Raw genomic sequence first — 21,632 nt, 5'->3', positions numbered from 1 at the left:
ATTGATTAAAAAAGCCTCCAGATTTGAGCGACCAAAAACGTGACAATAAACCCTAAAATCACAGGTAAAACTGAAGCTACAACTGTCCATTTGGTGCTTTTGGTTTCTTTATAAATGGTATAAATTGTTGTACTACATGGGTTATGAAGCAAGCTAAACAGCATTAAATTAATAGCTGTTAATAATGTCCAGCCTCCTGCTTTCAAAATATCTGCTGTGGCATCCATAGAGTCGAGTTCAAACATTACACCTGCACCTTCACCTCCAGAAATTCCAGTAGCCATAACTGTTAACATTAGAATAGTTGGAATAACGATTTCATTAGCTGGAATTGCCACGATATAGGCCAATAAAATAACCCCATTTAATCCTAACAACCATCCAAAACCATCAAACGAATCAATTAACCATACAGCAATACTTACATCGCCAATAAAAATGTTTGATATCAGCCAAATAACTGCACCTGCTGGAGCTGCAAAAACAATAGCTCTCCACAATACAATTAAAGTTCTATCAATTAATGATGTATAAAGTGTTTTCCAAAAACGTGGTGGCCTGTATGGAGGTAATTCTAAATTGAAGGTAGAAACTTCACCTTTTAAAACAGTTTTTGATAATGCCCAAGACGTTAAAAACATGAAAGCCATTCCTAAAACTGCTATTCCAATTACTGATAGTAAAGCTGCCACACTTGAAAATGACGAAGGTACTACTGCTCCAATAAAAATTGTAGCAATTAATATTTGTGTTGGCCAACGTCCATTACAGAGCGAAAAATTATTGGTAATTATTGCTATAAGTCGTTCTCTAGGACTATCAATAATTCTTGTAGCTACAACACCTGCAGCATTGCAGCCAAAACCCATACTCATAGTCAATGCTTGTTTTCCATGAGCTCCAGATTTCTTAAATAAATTATCTAAATTGAATGCAACTCGTGGTAAATAACCAAAATCTTCAAGTAGAGTGAACAAAGGAAAGAAAATTGCCATTGGCGGCAACATCACCGCAATTACCCAAGCTACTGCTAAATACACGCCATCAATTAAAAACCCATCGAGCCACCAAGGCATTCCAATACTTGATGCGCCACTTTTTAATGCTGGATGAATTGTATCTAACAACAAATTAGCCAACATCGATGAAGGGTAATTGGCTCCAATAATTGTTAGCCATAAAACAACTCCCAAAATGAGAAACATAATTGGAAATCCAAACGTCTTGCTTGTAACAATCTTATCGATTTTTGAATCTAATCGAAATCTTTTTTTTCCTTTTTCAGTATGGACACTATCTTTAACAATATTTGCAGCATCAGCGTAAATACCTTCGGTTAAATTATCGTGGAAATCGTCACCTATTTGCCAACGTAATTCGTTTGATAATTCAATAATATGTTCAATATTCTTCTTAGTCATAATTACACTAATTCACCAGTCTTTAGAGCTTCTATTATTTGAGAATCACCTTCTAATAATCTAAAAGCAATCCATCTACTATTTGATATTCCTGGAAATTCTTTTTCTATTTCAGCACTCAACTTTTTTACAGCCTTTTCAATATTTGGTGGCACATTTTTAATGCGATGAGGCTTACAAATAATGGTTCCGTTTGCTACTTCAGAAATAGTTTGAATTAACTCAGGGACACCTTCATTATATCTTGCGCTTGTAGCCACTACTGGTATACCCAAGTCTCTTGCTAATGTCCTTTGGTCAATCACAATATTATTGCGTTTAGCTTCATCCATTAGGTTTAGGCATAACACAGCTTTATCAGTTATTTCTAAAATTTGAAGTACTAAATTCAAGTTACGCTCTAATCTGTTCGCATCTGCGACAATTACAGTAACATCTGGTCTTCCAAAGAGTAAAAAATCTCTTGCAACTTCTTCATCAGTTGATGTAGATAAAAGCGAATAAGTTCCTGGCAAATCCACCAGTTTATACTTCTGCTCATTGTACTGAAAACCACCTTCTGCTCTTGTGACAGTTTTTCCTGGCCAATTTCCTGTATGTTGGCGTAATCCCGTTAAGGCATTAAAAACTGTACTTTTCCCTGTATTTGGGTTTCCAGCTAAGGCCACAACAAAGTCGAAATTTTCAGTGTTAATACCAAGTTTTTTCATTCCCTCGGCATTGAAATGCGCACAAGTTTCGCAAGCACTTTTTACTGCTTTAGTATCCATTGTCTAATTTTTTAATGAGAATTTTAGATGCTTGATCTTTTCGTAAAGCAATAGATGTTCCTTTTACCAAATAAGCATGAGGCTCTCCTAAAGGATTTAATAAGTCTATTTTTATTTTTGAGCCTTTTACAAAGCCCAAATCCAATAAACGTCTTCTGCTTTCGCCTCTGCTTTCTTTTGATATTCCAATAATTTCGGCTTCTTCATCTTCTTGTAAACCAGATAAACGTGCAATATTATCTTCTATCACAACTTCCTTTTCTATTGGCAATACTGTAAGATTTGAAGCCACAATTGGAGCTAATACCACTTCTTCACCTTCCGAATGAAATACGATACGTGTATTATTGTTTTCAACTACTTTAAGCAAAGAGCCAATATGAATATTCTCAGCAAGTATTTGTTTGTAAATAACTTCTGGCTCGTCTTCAATATGAGTGATTCTTGCTATGGAATTTACAGGCAATAATGGTAATTCCACACCTTCAATTTCAGCAATTTTTCCAGTTTTAGTTGGAATTGGGTCACCATGTGGATCAAACTTAGGGTTTCCAAGTTGAGATGCCAATTTATTGGTTTCGTCACGATTCAATTTGTGCTCCATACGCTCAGCTCTATCGTGCCATTCATTTTTATGAAACCCTGTTCTATCTGCCAAATATCGTTCCCAGAGGCGGTGAACCCTTATGATTCGTAGAGCATATTCCTGACCTTCTTCCGTAAGTTTTAATGCATCCTTATCAAAATACACTAAGTCATTGATGGACATTTTTTTTATGGCTTCAACAATACTTTTGTTTTTAAAATTTAAAGACTGAACCAATGTTTTAGTATCCACTTTATTTCCTGAATTTTCAAAGTGATAGAGTTGTTTTAGGATGTCTTCAATAATTACTTTTTCGTCACTTTTAAAGTTTCTTTTCAGCAACCAAAACCATCCTTTAGTTGGTCTAAATAGCAAGAACAATAAGATGGTTATTCCAAAAAATATGATAAGTGCTGATATTGGATTGTAATCGTTCATGCTATACACTTAAATAGAGATTTTCTGCGACGTTTTTGGAAATGGTCATGGTTTTTGATTTGGTTTCAATAGTAAACGATTCATCAAAAGGTTCAAAATCGACTACTCTAATCATGTCACCTAAAGCCAATTCGTTTTTATTTAAATACTTTAAAAACGCTTTAGAAGAGTCTTTGACGCTAATTAAAACACCTTGACTTCCAGTGCTAATATCTAAAATACTTTTACTTTTTATTTTGGTGTAATTTCCATGTTTATCAGGTATTGGGTCTCCATGAGGGTCGTGTGTTGGGTTTTCTAGAAAATCGTCTAGTTTGTCGATAAGCTTTTCAGATTTAATATGCTCTAATTGTTCGGCAATGTCATGAACTTCATGCCAAGAAAAATTGAGCTTATTTACTAAAAACGTTTCCCAAAGACGATGCTTTCTAATCACTGATCTTGCAGTCAAACGTCCTGTCTCTGTTAAACTTACGCCTTGATATTTTATATAGTTAGCCAACTCTTTTTCGGCTAGTTTTTTAATCATATCAGTTACCGAAGATGCTTTGGCATCTATTTGCTCAGCAATAGCATTGGTGCTCACTGTGTTATCTCCTTGGTTTCCCAAATGGTAGATGGCCTTTAAATAATTTTCTTCTGATAATGTAACCAAATCACAAATTTTAGATGACAAAGATAGTAATATTTATATAAGGGTAAAAATATTTTTAGGGAAGACTAAAAATTTATTTAATCTATAATTGCTAATAGGTTTACAAATAACGTTCAATCATGCAGTTGGTCTAAAATAAATGGTCGCAATGAAAGTTTTTGTTTTATTGCCGACTATAACGCCCTTAATTTAATGTTATGGAACTAATTGACTATATAACTGGAAAAGGTGGAATAATGATTCTTGGCCTATTTGTAGTTATTGCGTTTTTATACAGAAAGTATAAAGAAAAACGCTATTTTAAATACATAGATAAACGAATACAAGAGAAAAAACGAGAATAGCTTTTTATGGTTTAAATCTTTATACCATTATCGCCAACTAACAGTGTCATCATCAGGACTATCCTTATTGTCAACTAAGTCTACAGACTCATCAATCATTTCTATGTTTTGTTTTTTATAAGTGCTAGGATGTTCTAATATTCCAAGGTTAGAGTCTGGATTTTTTGTAGTATCAATTGAAAATTTAATTATAATAAATGCTACAATAAAAATAAAAACAATTCCAATAATCCAAATCATAATAACAAATTAAAATCCTCTTTCCTTCTGCAATTGCTCATACGCTTCTTGCACTTGCCTAAATTTTTCTTCAGCACCCTTTTGATGCTCTTTGCCTAAGTGAATTAAGCGGTCAGGATGATATTTCTTCGCCATTTTTCTGTAGGCTTTTTTAATTTCATCTACTGAGGCAGATTTATCAATTTCCAAAATTTTATAAGCATTTTCGGTGCTATTAAAGAACATAGCCTTGATGCTCTCAAAATCTTTTGAGCTGATACCTAAATAACCTGATATAGTATAAATCTGTCTAATTTCGTTTTCAGTAACGTGCGTATCAGCCTTAGCTATTCCGAATAAAAAGTGAAGGAGTTGTAAACGTGATGGATGGTCCATCATCTGTCGTATTTGGTTACAAACCTGTCGTGTAGAAATACTTTGTTTACTTATGTTTTTAAAGAGTTTAAACGCATGATTTGCACGCTCTTTACCATACATGCTTGTAAATTGTTGACGTACAAAATCAAGCTCGCGTTGGTCTTGATGGTCATCGGCTTTTATAACAATGGATGCTAATACTAATAAGCTTACTTCAAAATCTCCTGGTTGTGTTTGAGGTCTTTGCCTAGGTCTTGTTCTATAAGTTGTTTGGCGACGTCCAGTTTGTCGTTCGCCCAATAAAGGACTTCCTCCTTTTGCCATTGCATCCACAATACCTCCTAATGCCAATCCAATTATAGCGCCAATTGGGCCTCCGAACGACCAACCTATCGATGCTCCAATCCACTTTGAAAAACTCATGTAAGTAATAGATTTTAATTATGACCAAATATACTATTTGTTAGTAGATTGGATGCGGAAATTGTTACACAATTGGTATCTTTGTGCTTTAAATTAATAATTCTTAAAATTAAAAATATGTATCCAGCAGAATTAGTAAAACCTATGCGTGAGGATTTAACAAACGTAGGTTTCGAAGAATTACACACCGTTGAAGCAGTTGAGACAGCTATGGCAAAAGAAGGAACAACATTAGTAGTTGTAAATTCTGTTTGTGGTTGTGCTGCAGCTAATGCTCGACCAGGGGCTAGACAAAGTTTACAAAATGCAAAACGTCCAGATCATTTAGTGACTGTTTTTGCAGGTGTTGATAGAGAAGCAACTGATAAGGCGCGTGAATTTATGATTCCGTTTCCACCAAGTTCTCCTTGTATGGCATTGTTTAAAGATGGAGAGTTAGTTCACATGCTAGAGCGTCACCACATTGAAGGTCGTCCAGCTGAAATGATTGCTGAAAATCTTGTTGATGCTTACAATGCAAATTGTTAAGAAACAGTCATTACAAATTGACAAATAAAAATTAAGCCACGATTTAGTCGTGGTTTTTTTATGCTTTTACGCAACTTATAGAATATTAATGCATCTTAAAATAAACTCTTGTTATGAAAAGTTTAAAACTAACTTTTGTGCTTATTTCTTTTTGTTTCTTTTTTGTGGCTACGCAATGTGATGAAGACAAGCCTCCTTTAACTTTTGAAGAAGAAAGGGCTGAACTAAATATTTACAAAGATGAAATTGAAGATTTAGCAGCAACGTCTGTTTGCAACGAGAATACCGAATGCTTATTTATAGGTTTTGGAAGTAAGCCTTGTGGTGGACCTTGGACCTATTTAATTTACACAAACTCAATAGATGTTGATCAATTACTGCTTTGGGTAGATGATTATAATCAGTTAGAACAAGAGCTTAACGAAAAATGGGAGATTATTTCAGATTGTTCTATTGCTCCTCCTCCTGTTGGGTTTGAATGTCTTGATAACACATGTAATCCAATTTTTTAAAGGTATTTTCTTTTGTTTTTCCTACTTTTGAATGCCTATTTAGCATTAAAAAATGATTAAACTTCTAGCATACCCTTTAACGCTTATCTATGCGTTTTTCTTTTTTTTGACACTTATAGTTTTTCATCCTATACAATGGTTCGCTTTTAATGTTCTAGGCTACCAAGCACATAAACGCGTCGTAATTTGTTTACAGTTCTGGTTAATGCGCTGTTTAAATATTTTAGGAACTCGATTTACGTTTAACAATCCACATAAAATAGATTCCAATCGTCCCTTAATTATAGTCGCCAATCATCAAAGTATGTACGACATTTCGCCTTTAATGTGGTATATGCGAAAACATCATCCAAAATTTATAAGCAAAAAAGAATTAGGAAAAGGGATTCCGAGTGTGTCCTACAATTTACGTCATGGAGGTTCTGTTCTAATTGATAGAAAAAAGCCTATTGAATCTATAAAAGCTATTGAAAACTTTGCTAAACGTGTCGAAAAAAACAATTGGGCTGCCGTTATTTTTCCTGAAGGAACACGAAGCAGAACTGGCAAGCCGAAACCTTTTAAAACAAAAGGATTAGTTACATTGATGAATCATATGCCAAATGCATTAGTAGTTCCTGTTTCCATTAATAATTCCTGGAAAACGTTGCGCTATGGAAAATTTCCAATGGGATTGGGAGCGCATATTACATTTAAAGTACATCAACCCATTGCAGTTAATTCTGAAGAGCCAATTGCCTTAGTAAAACAAATTGAACAAACCATTATAAAAGATATTCATTATGACGAATAACGAAGTCATCATAGAAGCAACAAAAAACTATGTAAGAACTACTTTAAAAAATGCTGAAGGTGGTCACGATTGGTTTCACACCTTAAGGGTGTATAATAATTCTTTGCTAATTTCTAAAGGCGAAGAGGTAGATGCCTTAGTAGTGGCATTAGGTGCTTTATTGCATGATATTGCTGATAGTAAATTTCATGATGGTGATGATACTATCGGTCCAAAAATGGCAAGGGAGTTTTTGTTCAAACACAATGTAGATAGTTTGGTGATTGAACATGTCATAAATATCATCAATTATATTTCATTTAATAAGTCTTTAGAAAAAGGCAAGAAATTTACGTCACCCGAATTGGATGTCATTCAAGATGCTGATAGGTTAGATGCTATTGGAGCTATTGGTATTGCTCGTTGTTTTAATTACGGAGGTTTTAAAAACAGAAAGATATTTGACCCTTCTATAAAGCCAAATTTGAAGATGACTAAGGAAGAATATAAAAAATCTACAGCACCGACCATCAATCATTTTTATGAAAAATTGTTATTGCTTTCTGATAAAATGAACACTAAAACTGGTAAGCGAATCGCAAAACAGCGTCATCAATTTATGGAACTATACTTGGATCAGTTTTATGCAGAATGGGATGGAACACGATAAGTTTACTTTTAAAATAGTAGAAGGCGTTCCTTCGAAAAAGCTTCTTCAAGAAATATTGATAGTTTACAAATCGATATTTGATGATTATAAATTGATTTTTTTTAAAGAACGAATTCATAAAAAAGAAGACATTTTGATGATTCTTTGTTATCAACAAAAACAACTCTTAGGTTTTAAAATTGGATATCGATATAATGACATTACTTTTTACAGTTGGGTTGGAGGCGTTTTACCTGAAAACAGGGGGAATGGTATTGCAAAACAACTTGTACAATTGCAGGAACAAAAGGCTATAGAAAAAGGGTATCAAGCATTGAGAACAAAATCAATGAATCGATTTAAACCGATGATGATTTTAAATCTTAAAAATGGTTTTGATATCACAAACATTTACACAAATGAAGTAGGCCAAACAAAAATTGTGTTTGAAAAAACCCTGTGATGTCACTTCGAGTGAAATTCTAAAAGAATTTTGTATCGAGAAGTCTGAGGCTTTTCCAATTTTCTTGTTTTCGATACATCAAATAAAAATTTGACATTCAAACTGACGCAAATTTGATTTACTAAAACAGCTTCATCTGTCCAAATTTATATTGTTCATGAAGTTCTGTGCTTAATCTTGGCATTCGCTTTCCTTTAAAATACTTATGTCTCGCTAAATGCACCAAATCGTTTATTTGTTTGGCTATTTGTCCTTCACCACGCATTCTAACACCAAAGCGACTTTCGTTTAAAGTACCTCCATGGCAGCTTTCAATTTGGTGTAGTACCTTATCTGCTTTATCAGGCAATGTTTTATAAATCCAATCGATAAAAATTTCGCCTATAGCACCATTAAGTCTAACGATAGTATGTGCTATTGATAAAGCTCCAGCTTCAGACACAGCTTTGGCTAAAGGTAAAATTTCATGACTGTTTATAGATGGAATTATGGGTGCCAACATGACGTTTACAGGAATTCCATTTTCTGAAAGTGTTTTCACAGTTTCCAATCGTTTTTTAGTTGTTGCTGTTCTAGGTTCTAAAATACGTCGTGTCTCTTCAGACAGCGACGTGATAGACATATTGACCCCTACCAGATTGTCTTTTGCTAATGCCTTCAAAATGTTTAAATCACGTAGAATCAAAGCGTTTTTTGTAATAATACCAACAGGATGTTTATACTTTAAAAAGATTTCCAAACATTGTCTCGTAATTTCAAATTGTTTTTCCGCTGGTTGATAGCAATCTGTATTTCCAGACATGACTATGGTTTCCGCTTTCCAACTTTTCTTCTTTAATAATTGTTCCAATAATTTAGGAGCATCTTTTTTAATTAAAATACGTCGCTCAAAATCTAATCCTGCACTAAATCCCCAAAATTCATGACTATTACGAGCATAACAATATACACAACCATGTTCGCAACCTTGATATGGATTCATTGAGTACATCATACCAACATCTGGACTTGTGACTTTATTGACAATAGTTTTGGGAAATACAGGAAGATATAGTGTTTTATTTTTATCTGGGTTTTCGCCTTCTTTGTGGCAAAACTCCAGGAAATCGTCTCGTTGTTCATGGCTTAATTCGAAGAAACGGTTGGGTACATTTAATTGTGCACCACGACCCTTTAAGGTTGACTTGGGGTTCATAATAGTTAAAATAAAGTGTGAATACTAAGTAAGTAGCACTCTAAATTAATCAATATAATAATTGAAAACTGTTAAAGGAGTTTTAGGTTATTAACAACCCAAACATACCAAGTCAAATATGAATTATTTTCCTGGGAAATCCGCTTTACGCTTCTCTAAAAAGGCAGTAGTTCCTTCTTCAAAATCTTCAGTCCCAAAGCAGTTGCCAAATTCATCAATTTCAGCTTGATAACCATTTACGCCATCTTTAAAACCTGAGTTAATTGCTCTAATAGCTGCGCTAATAGCTACCGATGAATTTCGCATAATTTTACTAGCTAGTTTTTCAGCTAGAAGTACTAACTCCTCTTGAGCTGTAACATGATTTACCAATCCATAACTTAAGGCTTGGTTAGCATCAATCATACCAGCTGTCATTATCATTTCCATTGCTCTTCCCTTTCCTATTAATTGAGGTAAACGTTGTGTTCCTCCATAGCCTGGAATAACTCCTAAGGATACTTCTGGCAATCCCATTTTAGCATTAATACTAGCTACTCTAAAATGACACGCCATAGCAAGCTCTAGTCCACCACCAAGCGCAAATCCATTAACGGCAGCAATAACTGGCTTATTGAAATTTTCTATATAATCGAATAATTTTTTTTGCCCTTGAGCTGCTAGGTTACTACCTTCTTCAATGCTATAATCAGCAAATTCACTAATATCTGCTCCAGCAACAAATGCTTTTTCACCACTTCCAGTAATTATAATTACTTTAACCTCAATACGGTCTTTAATACTTTTTAGAGCATTATGAAGCTCATCAATTGTTGTACTATTAAGGGCGTTTAGTTTACTGGGTCTATTAATAGTAATGGTGGCTATACCACTGTTTTCAGCTAATAAAATATTATCAAAAATCATTTTAGTCTAGTTATTTTGGAAAGCTCACTTTAAAAGTAGTGCCCTCTTTTTCGGTTGATACAAAAGTAATATTTCCGTTATAGGTTTCAATAATGTTTTTTATCATAGCTAAGCCTAATCCCATTCCGCTACTTTTAGTAGTGAATTTAGGTTCAAAAATTTTAGATTTATTCTCATCAATAACTCCGTTACCATTATCTTCAACAGTTAGAATAACATTATTCCCTTCTGAAAATACTTTAACGGTAATTTTAGGTGTTTTGTTTTTGGGAATGGCTTGAATCGCATTTTTTACCAAATTTGTAACTACTCTAATAAGTTGTGTTCTATCGAAAGTTGCTATAATTTCTTTCTTTTCAGGAATAAAAGTTATATAGTTTTCGGCAAAAATATCTAATGCTAAATCTACAACCTCAACGATGTTTAATCGTTCGCTTTTTTGAGCAGGCATTTGGGCAAAATTTGAAAATGCTGAAGCGATGGAACTCATCGTGTCTATTTGCTGAATGAGCGTTTTGCTGTACTCATCCAGTTTTTGGCGAGCACTTGGGTCGTTTGGATCAAACTTACGTTGAAAACTTTGAACCGTTAATCGCATTGGTGTTAACGGGTTTTTAATCTCATGAGCTACTTGTTTTGCCATCTCTCGCCATGCCTGTTCGCGTTCGCTAGTTGCTAACTGAACAGCACTCTCCTCAAGTTCATCAATCATGCTATTATAAGATTTAACAAGCGCAGAAACTTCAATACTAGCTCCTTCGAGTTCGATTTTTTTGTTTCGCTTTTCCAAGCGAGTTTCATTCATTTTATCACTAATGGTTTTTAGGGATCTTGTGATATAGCGTGATACAAAATAAGCAAACGAAATAGCTACTAAAATCATAAAAAAGTAGGCATATCCTAAACGCACCAAAAACTCTTTTAACTCTTCTTCATTAAAGGAGTTGTCATCAAAATATGGTACATGCAATATCCCTAAAGGCTTGGCATTGTAATCTGAAAAAAGGATATAAGACGATTGAAAATCGCCTCCAATTACTTCATTTTTCTCAACAAAACGTTTATTTACACTAAAGTTTAATTGGTTAAGGATTTCAGGGGATAAACACCTAGATATAGAATCATTTTCAATACTTGGTACTGAACTCTTCACTAAAGTGCCTTGAAGGTCGTATAGGTTAAAATCAACATTTAAATTATTAGCAATTTCATAAATTTTATCTTTAAAAATAAGTCCTAATTTTTCGGTTGAGCGCTCGTAAGTTGTTTCTTCTAGCACATAATCCATACTGGATAAAATTTGTCTTTCTTTACGCTCTAAACGTTGTGCATTATAATCTTTAGACTGTTCGTTATACTGATAAAGTGTCACTGCTGCTATTAAAATAGAAGCTACCACAACCAATAAAATCATGTATAGAAAAATACGCGAACGTAAGGAAAGTCTTTTAACTGCCATTTAATAAATTTATGCAAATTATAACAATAATCAAGCCAACAGACTAAATTGATATTTTAAAATTTTATTTTGATGATTTAGTGAACAAAAAACCCTGCAAACCAAATTATAAAAAGGAGATGCAGAGTTTTTTGTTTAATTATAAACTCGATTAATCTTCAACGAAAAGATAATTAAGGTTTTTAGCATTGAAAGCTTTGTTGAAGGCTTTAATTTCTCCATCGACCAATGCATTGAATTTCACTAATTGTTCGTTTATTTTTTTGGTTAACTCATTTTTTACAGCCACAGCTTGATCTGTAGGTTCAAAATCGCCTCTACCAGCTAACGAATTTAAATGAGCCAATTTATTATTTAGTCTTATCGGGAAATTCAATGGATCCTGTCCGCTTCTGTTTTTCGTTTGATATAATGTTTTTTCAATTTCAGAGAATTGTTCTTTTAGTTTTTTTGCCTTTTCAACTAAATCTTTAACATTATCATTGCCTTTATATTGACCCATAAAATCATCTAACTTACCATTAATTTTTCTAATCTTTTTAATGGATTTATGTGTGTTATCTAGTGTTTTATTAACATCTTTTATAAACGCAAATTGTTTTTTCATATCATCAAGAGTGCTTTCTGCTCTGGGATCTGCCAAAATGGTGAATGGTTGATTTTGTACTTCTCCATTTACATTTAAACTTACTTTGTATTCTCCTGGAACTGCTCTTGGACCTCTTAAACTACCAGACCATAGTATCATTCCTGGGAAACTTTCTGCACCATCATAAACTGTGTTCCAGATGAATTGATTCGTCCCTTTTTCAACAGATAACTTATTGTCTTTAGACTTCGTACTATAAGTTTTTATGGTATCCCCTTTTGTGTCAAAATAAGTTAAAGAAACTTCATCTTTTTCATCATATTTATTCAAATTAAAATACGTTATCACACCACTAGGAAGATTTGTTCCTGCTGTTTTACTGCCTTTAAAACTACCACCTCCCATTCGGTAAGTATCTTTAGGTTTAAATAATATATTTGCTGAATTGTCTGCGTTATATAATTGGTGAATGACTGTTAAGTCATCAATCATCCACAAACTTCTACCTTGAGTAGCTACAATTAAACTATTATCCTTGATGGTAAGATCTGTAATTGGGACAATTGGTAAGTTTAATTGGAAGGGCTTCCAATTTTTTCCGTCGTTAAAAGAAATATACATTCCTGTTTCAGTTCCTGCATATAATAATCCTTTTCGTTTAGGGTCTTCACGAACTACTCTTGTAAAATGCTCCGGATTAATTCCATTGGTGATTTTTGTCCAGGTTTTACCGTAATCGGTCGTTTTATATAAATAAGGTGCAAAATCTCCCGTCTTATATTTTGTTCCAGCTATGTAACAAGTTCCAGGATCAAAAGTACTAGGCTCCACGCTATTTATCATCATCCATTCTGGCATTCCTTTTGGTGTCACATTATCCCAAGATTGTCCACCGTTTCTGGTTACATGTACTAATCCATCATCACTACCAACCCATAGCAATCCCTCTTGCAAAGGCGACTCTTGAGCGGCAAAAATGGTACAGTAATACTCTACAGCTGTATTATCCTGCGTAATAGGCCCTCCTGATGATTTTTGTTTCTCAGGATCATTCCGTGTTAAGTCTGGGCTAATAATCTCCCAAGACTGCCCTTCATTTTCAGTAACATGCACGTTTTGAGAAAAGGTATAAAGTTTATTAGGGTTGTGTTTTGAGAAAATTATAGGAAAATTCCACTGGAAACGATATTTCATCCCTTCTGCTCCATGACCCATTGGGTTATCTGGCCAAACATTTATAGCTCTAGATGTGCCGCGTTCGTGATTTACACGTGTTAAATAACCTCCATAACTTCCGCCATACACAATATCATCATTCTTAGGGTCAACAGCAATATGTGCCGATTCTCCTCCTGCTGTACTTTCCCAATCATCTTCTGTTATAGAACGACCATCTGTTCTGTGCTGAATTCTCACTGTAGAATTATCTTGTTGGGCAGCGTAAATTCTATATGGAAAATGATTGTCAGTTGTAACACGATAAAATTGTGCCGTTGGCTGATTGTGATAGGTACTCCAAGTTTCTCCTCCATCATAGGTAACTTGAGCTCCACCGTCATCTCCAATAATCATTCTATCTGGATTTTCAGGAGCAATCCATAAATCATGATGGTCACCATGAGGTGCGCCATGTCTGCTAAATGTTTTTCCGCCATCGGTACTTTTGTGGTAACTAACATTTAAAACATAGACTTTATCTACATCTTTAGTATCTGCATAAATACGTGTATAATACCATGCTCTTTGACGTAGGTTTCTGTCGCTATTAATATAATTCCAGGTTTCTCCTCCATCTTCACTTCTATACAATCCTCCTTTATCTTTGTTTTCTACAATTGCCCAAACACGCTGATTATTTACAGGAGATACTGTTACACCAATAATCCCTAAAGTATCTGTTGGGAAACCTTTATTCTTTGAAATTTCAGTCCATGTTTCGCCGCTATCAGTACTTTTCCATAATGCAGAACCTTCGCCTCCAGAATTTAAACTATATGGTGTTCTGTTAATGCGCCAAGTGGATGCGTAAATAATCCTAGGGTTTGATGGATCAATTTGTAAATCAACCACTCCAGCATGTTCATTGGAAAATAGTGTTTTACGCCATGTTTTTCCTCCATCTGTACTCTTGTAAACACCACGTTCTTGAGTTGGCTTATATAAATTACCCATAACTCCTGCATAAACAATATCGGAATTTGTTGGGTGTACAGCAATTCTCGGTATGTGTCTTGATTTTTCCAATCCTAAAGCCCTCCACGTTTTTCCAGCGTCTTCACTTTTCCACATACCATATCCAGAAGACACATTTCCTCTTACGGTTTTCTCTCCTCCTCCTACGTAAATAACATTTGGGTCACTTTTAGATACTGTAATAGCTCCCATACTTCCTCCAAAGTAACCGTCGGATATGTTTTCCCATGTTCGTCCTCCGTTAGTAGTTTTCCAAATACCTCCACCAGTTGCTCCAAAGTAATATAGGTTTGGTTGGTTTGGCACTCCAGCTACTGCAGCACTTCTACCACCTCTAAAAGGCCCTATAAGTCGATACTCTAATGCATCATACTGATTTTCGTTAATGTTTTGAGCTTCTGTTGGGGAATAATTGAATAGCAATAATGCTATTGCAATAAATAGCGTTGATGGTTTCATTGTTTTTATTGGTTTGGTTATAGGAAATAAATGTAAGAATAAAAATTATTCTTTCTAAGCGAGATTAATTATTAACACAAAAAACTCCTAACTTTGAAAAAATTTCTAACTATCATTAAATTTCAACTAGAAGACCCAAAAAAACATGTCTACAACTATAAAAATTGGTACACAAGAAAGTCCGTTAAGCTTATGGCAAGCAAACGCTGTTAAGCAGATGCTGGAAAAATTAGGTCATAAAATTGAGATTGTTTCTCTAAAATCAATTGGCGACTTTGCTCAAGTATTAGACAACGCATTGTTATATAATAAAATAGATATTGCTGTGCATTCTTTAAACGATGTTTCTACTATATTACCTGATGGTATTGTGCAAGCAGCTGTCTTAAAACGAGGGAATTTTAAAGATGTTTTAGTGTTTAAAAATAACGAAGAGTTTTTATCTCAAAGAGATGCTATAATAGCTGTTGGTAATTCAAGACATCGTGCGCAATGGCTTAACAGGTATCCAACACATACCATTGTTGATTTAAGTGGTGATTTGAACACACAATTACAAAAACTCGAAGATAATAACGATTGGAATGCAGCCATTTTTTCAGCTGCTGCATTAGGAAGACTCGGATTAAAACCTAAGGATTCTATCAATTTAGACTGGATGATACCATCGCCTGCACAAGGCGCCATTATAATTACGACTTTAAAAGGAAATGAAGAAATAAGAGAAATTTGTGCAGATCTCAATCATGAAGAAACAGAAATTTGTACAGGTATTGAAAGAGCTTTTTTAAATTTACTTGATGGAGATTCTTCTTCTCCAATTGGTGCTCTTACATTTATTAAGGAGGATGAAGTAACTTTTAAGGGTGTTTTACTTAGTCCTGATGGCAGTAAGAAAATTGAAGTAAATCGTGTTGAAAAACTTAGCAATCATCATGAGATTGCGTCTTATTGTGCAGATTTTGTGATAGAACGAGGAGGGAAAAGTTTAATGGATAGTATTGCGCGTTCATCAAAGCAAGCTAATATTTATTCTACTAAAACCTTAACAACAGATCAACGCTTGTTGTTTAATGAAAACGTGATTGCAGAAAGTTCAGATTTTGTTAAGATTAGTTTAAATAGAATTAAACCACAAGTTGTAAGGAACCCAATAGACAATGTTATTATAGCTAACAAACATTCGGTTGAGGCACTGCTTCATAATTTTTCGGCTGCTGAACTTCAATTCAAAAATATTTATTGTGTTGGTCGTCGCACAAAGCGATTAATCGAAAAAAGAATTGGACCAGTTAAACACGTTGAAAAAAGCACAAAAGCTTTAGCTGAATATCTGGTGGAATATATTGATGGAATAGACATCACTTATTTTTGTGGTGATTCTAACGAAGATGAATTATCAACTATTTTAAGCGATAACAATATAAAAGTTAATAAAGTTGAAGCTTATCAAATAAAATATGATGCTGAAAAAGTTGAAGATTCAGTAGAAGGGGTAATGTTTCACAGTCCTTTAACAATCAAAAGTTATTTAAAGGAAAACGATTCAGATAAAATTGCCTTTTGTATTGGAGAAACTACAGCTACTGAGGCCAAAAAGAAATTCAAAGATGTTAGGGCTGCAAAACTACCAACTGTGGAAAGTATTATTGATTTAGTAAACGAAAACTATACTTAAAAATGATTAAAAATATTTTCATAGGAATAAAAGCGTATGCTGGAGCTTTTGAGTTAATCTCAAAGCTAAAACTATGGAAGTATTTTGCAATCCCAATGCTTATTAGTGTTGTAACAGCAATTGTTATTGGCGTATCTGCCTATGGGTTTTCAGATGATATTGGAGAATTTATTTCAAGAATTTGGGTTTGGGAATGGGGAAAAGCCACCTTTACAACTATTAGTGAAATATTTGGCGGGCTGATTATTATTGTTCTAGGATTGGTACTATACAAGCACATTATTATGGCTTTGTCTGCACCCTTTATGAGTCCTGTATCTGAAAAAATCGAGGCGCATTTATTGGGTGAAGATTCTAAACTAATACATCAGCACAGAAATACATCGTTTCAAGAACAGTTATGGAGAGGTATTAGAATTAATGTTCGTAATTTATTTATGGAGCTTTGGTTGACAGTCATCATTTTAATTATTAGTTTAATTCCTGTAATTGGCTGGTTCACCTCGTTATTACTCTTTTTTATTCAAGCGTATTATGCTGGATTTGGTAATATGGATTACACCTTGGAGCGTCATTTTAAATATAAAGAAAGCCTATCTTTTGTTAGAAAAAATCGAGGTATTGCTATTGGTAACGGCATCGTATTTATGTTATTTTTATTAATTCCATTAATTGGAGTCATTCTTGTTTTGCCTTTGTCTGTTACTGCTGCTTCAACTGAAACTGTGAGGCTACTAAACAATAAAAAAGAACATCAAATATAATGATTGGTCAAATTGATTCATTTGAAATTAATCCTATCCAAAAAGATGATGCTTGGAAGCTTTGCAACTTTATTGTTGCAAATGAAGACCGATTGAAACACTTTTTCCCAAAAACATTAGAACAAAATTTAAACCCAACACTGTCAAAATTATTTGTAGGTAAAAAAGTGAAAGAATTTAATAGCAGTAAAGAATTTTTATTCACCTTAAAACAATCAAAAACGAGAGACATTGTTGGTTTGATTTATATTAAAGAGCTCGATTGGAATAAAAAGCAAGGGGAACTTGCCTATTGCATTGGTTATCAATTTGAAAGAAAGGGAATAACATCTAAATCAGTAAAAGAATTGTCAAATTATGCTTTTGAAACGTTAAAGCTTGAAACACTTCAAATTATTGCTCACAAAACTAATATTAGTAGTGTGAAAGTTGCTATGAAAAATAATTACAGTTGGATTAAAACTTTGAAAAATGCATTTACTTCAATTGATAAAAAGCCTTTAGATATGGAATTATATGAACTAGCTAAGAAATAAATATGATCTCCAAAACATTTAAAAACCTTATATATTTCTTTTTTCTTTTTCCTGGAAATTTAGTGTCTGCACAATTGATTTATGATACACCTGAATCTGTTGGACTAAATTCAAATTACATTGAAACCAATGTAGATTCAATTATGCATGATGCAATTACTCAAAAAGCATTTCCTGGTGCGCAATTGCTGGTCGCAAAAAAAGGAAACATCATTTTTCATAAAACCTATGGCTTCCATACGTATGATAGTATTCAAAGAGTAGCCAAAGACGATGTGTATGACCTTGCTTCGGTCACAAAAATCACTGGTCCACTACCAGCACTCATGAAACTTTATGAAGAAGGCAAACTAAACCTAGATGTACCTTTTAGCACCTACTGGAAATCATGGAAAAGCCGTAATGACAAAAAAGACATAACGCTTCGTGAGCTCTTAGCTCATCAATCAGGAATGAATCCTTACATAGTGTTTTTAAGTGATGTTCTAAGAAAAGGAAAACCTAAAAATCGCTTTATTAAAAGTACAAGTCAAAAACGTTATTCTAACAAAGTCTATAACAATATCTATGTAAAAAATAGATTTAACAGAAAAGTATTTAGAAAAATTAAACGCTCAAAAGTAAGGGACGACAAAACTTATATTTACTCTGGATTAGCATCACTGATTTATCCAACACTGATTGAAAATATTACAGGTGAAAATTATGAAGACTACCTCAACACTAACTTCTTTAAACCATTAGGATGTGAAGTTTTAGGGTATAATCCCCTTACCAAAAACTTTAAAAATAGCATAGTTCCAACAGAGCTAGATTCACTTTTTAGAAACGATTATGTAAAAGGCTATGTTCATGATGAAAATGCGACGCTATTAGGAGGTGTTTCAGGAAACGCAGGCTTGTTTGCCACAGCTTTAGACATGGCAAAATACATGCAAATGTTAGTGCAAAAAGGCACTTATAATGGAAAACAATATTTTAAACCTACAACGGTTGAGGAATTTACAAAGATTCAATATCCCGAAAACGAGAACAGAAGAGGTTTAGGGTTTGATAAGCCAATTATTGGTAACGATACTTTAAGTATTAAAGAAGCTTATCCAGCACCTCAAGTAAGTCCAACAAGTTTTGGGCATTCTGGTTTCACTGGCACGTTCGTTTGGGCAGACCCAGAACATGAATTGGTGTTTATCTTTTTATCCAATCGTGTGTATCCAAGTAGAACGCATCGAAATATCTATAATTTAAACGTTCGCCCCAAATTACAACAGGTGTTTTACACTAGTCCGATTATCGAAGAAAAATTGACAAATAATTAGTACTTTTGAACCCTTAAAGGCACACTATGAATCTACTGATTTTTTACGCAATAATTTCAATTTTCTTTTCCTTTCTGTGCTCTATTTTGGAAGCCGTTTTGTTAAGTGTAACGCCAACATTTATCAATATAAAAAGGCAAGAAAACAAGCCTTACGCCGAGGATTTAGAAACTCTAAAGAAAGATGTTGACAAACCACTTATTGCTATTTTAACGCTCAATACCATTGCGCATACAGTTGGTGCCATTCTTGTTGGTGTGCAAGCAAAAGTTGTTTATGCCGAACAATATGGAAGCGCATCACAAAAAATATTAGGTATTCCATTTACTGAGGATGTTATGGTTGGTGTTGTATCAACCATCATGACAATTTTGATATTGGTAGCTTCAGAGATTATTCCGAAAACCATTGGTGCCACCTATTGGAAACAACTAGCTCACTTTACAACTACTGCATTAAATATTCTAATTTTTCCGTTAAAATGGACAGGGATTTTATGGTTATTACAACTTACAACTAAGCTTATTGGAGGGAAAGGACATGGCAGTATATTGAGTAGGGAAAGCTTTATCGCCATGACAGATATTGCTCATGAAGAAGGGGTATTTCAAGAATCGGAAAGTAAAGTCATTAAAAATTTATTGAACTTTAAAGATATTCATGCTAAAGATGTTATGACGCCTCGAACTGTTATGAAGGCTGAAATAGAGACCATGACCATTGAGGAGTTTTTTAACAATAATCATAACATTCGATTTTCAAGAATACCTGTATTTACAGATACTCCAGATAATATTACTGGATTGGTTTTAAAAGATGATGTCTTTAAGGAAATGGCCTTTGGGAATGGCACAAAAAAATTATCAGATGTAAAACGAAACATTATCATCGTTAATAGAAGTATGCCAATTCCAAAATTGTTTGAAGAGCTCGTTGAAAGTAAAAACCACATGGCTTTAGTGGTTGACGAATATGGTTCGGTTAGTGGTCTGGTCACTATGGAGGATGTAATTGAAACACTTTTAGGACTTGAAATTATGGATGAGAGTGATAATGTTGCTGACTTGCAATTACTAGCTAGAAAAAGCTGGGAAACTAGGGCAAAACGTTTAGGTTTGATAGAAGAAAACAACCCTGAAGAATAGCATGTATGGAATCCTGCATTGTAAAAACGCCTTTAGGATTTGCTAAATTAGAAGGAGATGAGCATGGACTATCTTCACTCACTGTATTAAACAACAATATTGCAACTTCTGATATTATTCCAGAAATTTTAGAAGATGGTGTTCGTCAATTAGAAGAATATTTTAATGGCGAACGAACCGATTTCAGTTTAAACTTAAATCCTCAGGGAACCGATTTTCAAAAAAGAGTTTGGAATGCATTACTTGCAATTCCTTATGGAAAAACCACTTCTTATCTACAATTATCTAAAGATCTTGGAGATGTTAAAGCCATTAGGGCTGTTGCAAATGCTAATGGCAAAAATCCGCTTTGGATTATTGTACCTTGTCATCGTGTTATTGGTAGTGATGGAAGTTTAACAGGTTATGCTGGAGGACTTCATAGAAAACAATGGTTGATAGAACACGAAAGTCCTTATAAGCAACAATCTTTATTTTAATTCTTATCTTTAGTCTAATCAAACAGTTACATCATGATTAGCAAACTCAATTTAGAAAACATATTATTTTTAGATATAGAAACAGTTCCTGAAACACAACATTTTTCAGACTTAGATGAAACCAAACAAGCTCTTTGGGAACTCAAATCGCAATACCAGCGAAAAGACGATTTTACTGCTGAAGAGTTTTATGAACGAGCAGGTATTTGGGCTGAATTTGGTAAAATTATATGCATTTCCGTAGGCTATTTTTCTAATCAAGGTGATATTAGAAATTTTAGAGTCACCTCATTTTTTGGTGATGAGATTAAAATACTAAAAGATTTTAAAAATTTATTAATCACACATTTTAGTCAAACTAAGCATTTATTATGTGCTCATAATGGTAAGGAATTTGATTTCCCATACATTGCAAGACGTATGATTATTCATAATATAACATTGCCTTATAAATTAAATCTGTTTGGTAAAAAACCATGGGAAGTTCCTCATTTAGATACTTTGGAACTATGGAAATTTGGAGATTATAAAACCTACACATCCTTGAAACTGTTAACGAATGTATTAGGCATACCTTCGCCTAAAGACGATATTGACGGCAGTGAAGTATATCGTGTATATTATGAAGAAAAGGAGATAGACAGAATTATTACTTACTGTGAAAAAGATACCATTGCTGTAGCACAAATATTTTTACGCTTACGTGGTGATGATTTGTTAGCTGATGATGAAATAGTTCATATATAAAAAAG

21 protein-coding genes and 1 pseudogene are annotated in these 21,632 nt (G+C 33.8%); 13 read left to right on the top strand and 9 right to left on the bottom strand.

Going from position 1 to position 21,632, the window contains the following annotated elements:
* Positions 1-5 precede the first annotated feature (5 nt).
* The 3 genes and pseudogenes from feoB to HB672_RS03620 form a co-directional block, all read right to left on the bottom strand.
* Positions 6-2,191: pseudogene (gene feoB, locus HB672_RS03630) on the bottom strand (ferrous iron transport protein B).
* Positions 2,181-3,215: a metal-dependent transcriptional regulator gene (locus tag HB672_RS03625; protein ID WP_167607842.1), complete on the bottom strand. Its 1,035-nt coding sequence runs from the start codon at positions 3,213-3,215 to the stop codon at positions 2,181-2,183. Before HB672_RS03625 ends, feoB begins: the two are co-directional and overlap by 11 nt.
* 1 nt (position 3,216) lies before the next feature.
* Complete coding sequence (locus tag HB672_RS03620) at positions 3,217-3,870, bottom strand: metal-dependent transcriptional regulator (protein ID WP_167607839.1); 654 nt, start codon at positions 3,868-3,870, stop codon at positions 3,217-3,219.
* 197 nt (positions 3,871-4,067) lie between these two features.
* On the opposite strand from HB672_RS03620, the gene HB672_RS03615 reads away from it, so the two are divergent.
* On the top strand, positions 4,068-4,214 hold the full coding sequence (locus tag HB672_RS03615) for a hypothetical protein (RefSeq protein WP_167607836.1): 147 nt from the start codon (positions 4,068-4,070) through the stop codon (positions 4,212-4,214).
* 27 nt (positions 4,215-4,241) lie between these two features.
* On the opposite strand, the gene HB672_RS03610 is transcribed toward HB672_RS03615, so the two are convergent.
* A complete protein-coding gene (locus HB672_RS03610) occupies positions 4,242-4,454 on the bottom strand; it encodes a hypothetical protein (RefSeq protein WP_167607833.1) in 213 nt (70 codons plus the stop codon).
* 9 nt (positions 4,455-4,463) lie between these two features.
* A complete protein-coding gene (locus HB672_RS03605) occupies positions 4,464-5,234 on the bottom strand; it encodes a TerB family tellurite resistance protein (protein ID WP_167607827.1) in 771 nt (256 codons plus the stop codon).
* Between the two features lie 117 nt (positions 5,235-5,351).
* Here HB672_RS03605 and HB672_RS03600 point away from each other — a divergent pair, with 117 nt between their 5' ends.
* From HB672_RS03600 to HB672_RS03580, 5 genes are all read left to right on the top strand, one after another.
* A complete protein-coding gene (locus HB672_RS03600) occupies positions 5,352-5,762 on the top strand; it encodes a BrxA/BrxB family bacilliredoxin (RefSeq protein WP_167607822.1) in 411 nt (136 codons plus the stop codon).
* 113 nt (positions 5,763-5,875) lie between these two features.
* Positions 5,876-6,274, top strand: a complete 399-nt coding sequence (locus HB672_RS03595) for a hypothetical protein (RefSeq protein ID WP_167607819.1) — start codon at positions 5,876-5,878, stop codon at positions 6,272-6,274.
* Positions 6,275-6,326: 52 nt separating this feature from the next.
* Positions 6,327-7,067, top strand: coding sequence for a lysophospholipid acyltransferase family protein (locus HB672_RS03590; protein ID WP_167607816.1), 741 nt, complete (start codon positions 6,327-6,329; stop codon positions 7,065-7,067).
* Positions 7,057-7,716 carry an HD domain-containing protein gene (locus HB672_RS03585; RefSeq protein WP_167607812.1) on the top strand — a complete coding sequence of 220 codons (660 nt, stop codon included), beginning with the start codon at positions 7,057-7,059 and terminating at the stop codon, positions 7,714-7,716. Before HB672_RS03590 ends, HB672_RS03585 begins: the two co-directional genes overlap by 11 nt.
* Positions 7,703-8,158, top strand: coding sequence for a GNAT family N-acetyltransferase (locus HB672_RS03580; RefSeq protein ID WP_167607808.1), 456 nt, complete (start codon positions 7,703-7,705; stop codon positions 8,156-8,158). The genes HB672_RS03585 and HB672_RS03580 overlap by 14 nt, the downstream gene beginning before the upstream one ends.
* Before the next feature lie 121 nt (positions 8,159-8,279).
* On the opposite strand, the gene HB672_RS03575 is transcribed toward HB672_RS03580, so the two are convergent.
* From HB672_RS03575 to HB672_RS03560, 4 genes are all read right to left on the bottom strand, one after another.
* Complete coding sequence (locus HB672_RS03575) at positions 8,280-9,353, bottom strand: PA0069 family radical SAM protein (RefSeq protein WP_167607805.1); 1,074 nt, start codon at positions 9,351-9,353, stop codon at positions 8,280-8,282.
* Positions 9,354-9,476: 123 nt separating this feature from the next.
* Entirely contained in the window at positions 9,477-10,259 is a 783-nt protein-coding gene (locus tag HB672_RS03570) for an enoyl-CoA hydratase-related protein (protein ID WP_167607800.1), read from the bottom strand.
* A 10-nt stretch (positions 10,260-10,269) separates the two neighbouring features.
* Positions 10,270-11,718 carry an ATP-binding protein gene (locus tag HB672_RS03565; protein WP_244306571.1) on the bottom strand — a complete coding sequence of 483 codons (1,449 nt, stop codon included), beginning with the start codon at positions 11,716-11,718 and terminating at the stop codon, positions 10,270-10,272.
* Between the two features lie 151 nt (positions 11,719-11,869).
* The gene (locus tag HB672_RS03560) at positions 11,870-14,959 is read right to left on the bottom strand and encodes a glycosyl hydrolase (protein ID WP_167607797.1); all 3,090 of its coding nucleotides are present in this window, start codon (positions 14,957-14,959) and stop codon (positions 11,870-11,872) included.
* Positions 14,960-15,104: 145 nt separating this feature from the next.
* Between HB672_RS03560 and hemC the strand changes: the two genes are divergently transcribed.
* Genes hemC through HB672_RS03525 form a run of 7 tightly spaced genes read left to right on the top strand, consistent with a single transcriptional unit; the run spans position 15,105 to position 21,627 of the window.
* A complete protein-coding gene (hemC, locus tag HB672_RS03555; RefSeq protein ID WP_167607794.1) occupies positions 15,105-16,637 on the top strand; it encodes a hydroxymethylbilane synthase in 1,533 nt (510 codons plus the stop codon).
* A gap of 2 nt (positions 16,638-16,639) precedes the next feature.
* Entirely contained in the window at positions 16,640-17,401 is a 762-nt protein-coding gene (locus HB672_RS03550; protein ID WP_167607792.1) for an EI24 domain-containing protein, read from the top strand.
* Positions 17,401-17,937 carry a GNAT family protein gene (locus HB672_RS03545; protein WP_167607790.1) on the top strand — a complete coding sequence of 179 codons (537 nt, stop codon included), beginning with the start codon at positions 17,401-17,403 and terminating at the stop codon, positions 17,935-17,937. Before HB672_RS03550 ends, HB672_RS03545 begins: the two co-directional genes overlap by 1 nt.
* Positions 17,938-17,939: 2 nt before the next feature.
* The gene (locus HB672_RS03540) at positions 17,940-19,256 is read left to right on the top strand and encodes a serine hydrolase (protein ID WP_167607788.1); all 1,317 of its coding nucleotides are present in this window, start codon (positions 17,940-17,942) and stop codon (positions 19,254-19,256) included.
* A gap of 26 nt (positions 19,257-19,282) precedes the next feature.
* On the top strand, positions 19,283-20,401 hold the full coding sequence (locus HB672_RS03535) for a hemolysin family protein (protein WP_167607786.1): 1,119 nt from the start codon (positions 19,283-19,285) through the stop codon (positions 20,399-20,401).
* Positions 20,402-20,406: 5 nt separating this feature from the next.
* On the top strand, positions 20,407-20,880 hold the full coding sequence (locus HB672_RS03530) for a methylated-DNA--[protein]-cysteine S-methyltransferase (protein ID WP_167607784.1): 474 nt from the start codon (positions 20,407-20,409) through the stop codon (positions 20,878-20,880).
* Positions 20,881-20,913: 33 nt separating this feature from the next.
* A complete protein-coding gene (locus HB672_RS03525; protein ID WP_167607782.1) occupies positions 20,914-21,627 on the top strand; it encodes a 3'-5' exonuclease in 714 nt (237 codons plus the stop codon).
* Positions 21,628-21,632: the final 5 nt, after the last annotated feature.

Origin of the sequence: Gaetbulibacter sp. S0825 (assembly GCF_011777505.1) — a bacterium.
In the GTDB taxonomy this organism is placed as follows: domain Bacteria; phylum Bacteroidota; class Bacteroidia; order Flavobacteriales; family Flavobacteriaceae; genus Pontimicrobium.
The sequence above is the reverse complement of the archived record's forward strand: the minus strand, read 5'-3'. Positions and strand labels throughout refer to the sequence as shown.